Source organism: Methylobacterium sp. CCH7-A2 (genome assembly GCF_001557075.1).
GTDB classification, from domain to species: domain Bacteria; phylum Pseudomonadota; class Alphaproteobacteria; order Rhizobiales; family Beijerinckiaceae; genus Allobosea; species Allobosea massiliensis.
The window spans coordinates 1-3,766 of record NZ_LSKN01000144.1 but is presented as its reverse complement, the minus strand read 5'-3'; the positions used below and the strand labels follow the sequence as shown (position 1 = coordinate 3,766).

General features: G+C 59.6%; 3 protein-coding genes. 2 read left to right on the top strand and 1 reads right to left on the bottom strand.

Annotated features, from left to right (window positions below; all coding sequences use genetic code 11):
* A partial coding sequence (locus AX750_RS12535) for an AAA family ATPase (RefSeq protein WP_067254343.1) occupies positions 1 to 999 on the bottom strand: 999 nt, incomplete at its 3' end.
* Between the two features lie 207 nt (positions 1,000 to 1,206).
* Between AX750_RS12535 and AX750_RS12530 the strand changes: the two genes are divergently transcribed.
* Both AX750_RS12530 and AX750_RS12525 read left to right on the top strand, forming a co-directional pair.
* Positions 1,207 to 2,229, top strand: coding sequence for a hypothetical protein (locus tag AX750_RS12530; protein ID WP_156450177.1), 1,023 nt, complete (start codon positions 1,207 to 1,209; stop codon positions 2,227 to 2,229).
* Positions 2,230 to 3,015: 786 nt separating this feature from the next.
* Entirely contained in the window at positions 3,016 to 3,738 is a 723-nt protein-coding gene (locus AX750_RS12525) for a hypothetical protein (RefSeq protein WP_067254336.1), read from the top strand.
* Positions 3,739 to 3,766: the final 28 nt, after the last annotated feature.

The following is a 3,766-nucleotide window of genomic DNA, read 5'->3' as shown; positions in this document are numbered from 1 at the left end:
GAACAGTGGCCGGTTAATTATTGGATTACCCGGCCGGTCGCGTCGGAATCTGCATGCTGATAGTGCTGAGCAAGCGTAGGTGCCCCAGCCCGCCTTAGACACCATGCCTTCGGCGACCATTGCACCCAGAAGCTTGCTGACGGCATTCGCAGTTTGACCCGAGGCGAGGCTGATCTGAAGGGGGCTCATCGGCTTGGAACTGTCGCGCAGGATGGCCATGATGCGCGCGCGTTCAGGATTCTTGACGACTGCCGGCCTGTGAGAGGGCCGCCAACGCATCGCCAGCTCATCGAACCTCAGCTCCTGCGCGCTTTCCTCGATATCTCGTCCTCGCGCTAGGAGCCGCGCACCCAAACCGCGGTCGTCGAGCACGATGAGGGTGTCGGCGGCGCCCTGGATGCCGATCGAGCCCATCATCCGGTCAAACGGGTCACCCCCCGTCTTGCGCAGGTGATGGACCAGCATGATTCCGATGTCTTTCTCCCGCGCCAACGTCTGCAGCGCGCTCAGATCGGCATAATCCCGGCCGTAGCCGCCTTGGGCACCCGTGGCCGACCGGATCTTGTGAAAGACGTCGATGACGATCAACCGGGCCTCGTCGGTTTGATCGGCCCATCGACGCAGACGCGACAGGCAATCGGCGTCGATCCGCGGGAAGGCCGTCTCAAAGTAGAGGTTGGAGGGCCAATCCACATCGTCGCCGAGCAGGTGACCCAGTCGGCTCCTGATCCGCGCTTGGCTGTCCTCCAGTGCGAGATAAAGCACGGCCCCTTTCGGACAGTGGTTCCTCTGATCGTCGAGGCAGGACACGCCGCGAGAGACAGACGACGCGATATCGAGAGCCAGCCAACTCTTCTTGGCCTTCGGTGCACCCGCCAGGATCGTCAGCCCAGTGGGAATCAATCCCTCGACGATGAACTTGACTGGGGCGAACTGGCGCTCCTTCAGCTCTCTCGCGGTGATCGGCCCTTCCCCTGACGTCGATGCCGAGATCATCATCCATGCTAGCTCCCGTTGACCCGGGAGAACTACCAGACAGCTGTAAAAGCCAAGATCCGCGTTTCCGTAAAATTTGAGGGTATTAGCCGCGCTTGTTGTTCAACCGTTGCTCTCGCCGGCGAGGACTACGCTCCTGCGGAGCCTGACTCCCCAGTGGCTTCACCATGGCGTAATATCGATATCAGTGATTCGGGTGAGTGTTGCGTCATGGGTGTACTGGACTTCTGGGGAACCATCCCGCGGCTGGTGCCGCAGTTTGTGCGACGACAGGGTCAACCCCTGCATTTCGTCGCAGTTCACTTCCGTCCGTCACAACGAGCCGGACTTGGCCCTTATGACGGCATCGGCCCGGGCAACAAGCCGCGCACCGAACTCGAAGCCGAACTCGATCACGTTCAGGCGTGCTTGGTTGCGGATCTCGAATGCATCGTGAAAGCCCTTGGTGCCGTTGAGGCGCGCCGCCAAACCAACCAGAGGCGCAAATCTCGCCCAAAAACGCTTGACGATGCGCTGAAGTCAGCCCCGCCAGGTCCGTCGTCCATCGAGACGCTGTTGCGAAACGGGCGCCGGTACATCCAAGAGCGCGAAACGCGGTGCGAACCTGCGTACAGAGGATATCTGACGCCAGCAAAGGTCGCACGGCTCGCGGCAATCGGCGACGCCGAGACCCTCAATGGACTGATCGACGCCCATGTGAAGGCGTTCACCCTCGTAGCGCGGGCACGGTTGGCCGCTCAGACTACGGCAAAGGGTTTCCGCGCCACGCTGATCGAGGTCTTCAAGGGAAAGCGTCGCAACGACGATACCATCTCCCGCGATATGCTCGACGGCTTGAGCGAGTTGTCCATTATGGAGATGACCTGCCTATCATTGGTCAGCGGCGTAAACGCATCACGGATCTGGCAGTGTTATCATGGGGCTCCATACACGATCGACTATTATCGCCTGTTCGAACTGGCCGTATTTGCTGGTCGCCTGTCTCGCGGAGAGCCAGCCCCCATCACCTGGGATCTCGCCCGTTATTTCCAGCTGCATCTCGAAAACCCCAATATAAACCGTTCATGGCGCGTGCTGCTGTACCCAAATACGGTACAGGTTCACTATGCGCTCGAATGGATTCGCGGCCGCATCGAGGATATCTGCGGCATCGACGAATTGAATTCCATGCTTGAGCGGTGCAGTACGCTGAAGCAGAATACAACACTGCGATTGAATCCTCTTACGGTGTGATCAATTGTTGTTTGATTGCGGAGCAACCTTGACGAAGATCTTCTCGGAACGCGGCGCGTAGGCGAAGCCCGCAGCCTATACACTCAAAGAAGACGGCTGGGGTGCCTGCCAATGGGTCACGCCGTTTCATGGAAGCAGTGGCTCGTACCAACTGCGATCGAATGGACGCCGCGGTGCACCGCAGCGTGCCACTGATCAACTTCGAGCCGCACTTGTGAAGCTGGGCATTCAATATCGACGGCCATATTGCGCGGCTTTGGACGCTGTCTTTGCAGGGTGCAGCATCGTCCCCGGCCGTAAGAGTGTGAAGCTATGCGGTATCCAACACGCTCTTGCGGTAGCGAGCCAGCGTGATGTGCACTGCCCAAAGCGCCCGCCCTGTCCGGTTTTCCGGGAACGCGCCGCGATGACCCCGCAGGCAAACCGGCGCAGCGACTTCGCCAGCCCGCCGAGCGGTGTCGTTCTCTGCTGACTCGGCTGAGTGATCCTAAGGCCGCGGCAGCAGGTCCGAAACGGTCCCAATTAGATTCATATCCCTGCGCCGGCTCGACCGGCACGACGCTCCCGACGTCTCGACGATCGGTTGGACCCCCATCCGAACTGGCGCGACGTTAGGGCGCCTAAGCGAACGCATGATGAGGCGCTCACGTCGCTTCGTCGCACTCGATCAACCTTTGGATCGCTGGCGTCGCGCTTGTCTCGACGGAAAGCGAATTCGACCAGATCTAAACAATCGACCCGTGCGAGGCTCACCCAAGATACGACTTCCGACAAAGGAATTCAGAAATGCTGAATAAAGATGGCAAGCGTTGGCACCAGTCCATACTGGGGTGGGAGCGAGATATGGTTGCTCTTGACTGGTATGGAAGAGCCATCGACAGCGATGACGCGATAAAGCTCTCCAAAGCAATGATGGAGGCCCTCTGGATGTTCCTGCTGCGCGCGCAGGGCCTCAAGGAACGCATGATCCCGAACGACTTCCTGTACTCCTACATGGCCTATGACCTGGGCCTCGACGATGCCCCGGGCTACCGACTGATCATTGACCCGATTATCGTCTCGACCGCCGCCAAAGGTAACAGGCGGAAGAGCTTCGATACGCTGCCGATTGAGGAATTCATGGCTTTGATCGAGCAGCTCGCATGGTCCGACGAAACCGTCCGACGTCATGTTCTGGAAAAGGGTCCCGTCGAGATCCGAGCCGCGTGGCGGACATACGACGATAAGGGCATCTGGCTCGATTTCTGGATGGCAGATCGCGATAGCCGCATCATGCTCGGCGTCTCCGAGCGGACCGCGACGACCCTGCTGCTGATGCTGGCTCACTGCTGCGGCCTCTTTCGAAAGAGTACGCAGGTGGAGAAGGTGAAACTCCTTCTGGAGCGGCCCCATTCCGCGACGCTCATGGCAACATTTCCCCAGCGCCACGGACCGGACAAACCGCAGCTCCTGCTGGATTACTGTGACAGAATGGGTCTCGCCGAGGTCGTGTCCCTGCTGGTGGTGTAGCTTCGCAGAGCCACCGCGTGCCGGCTTT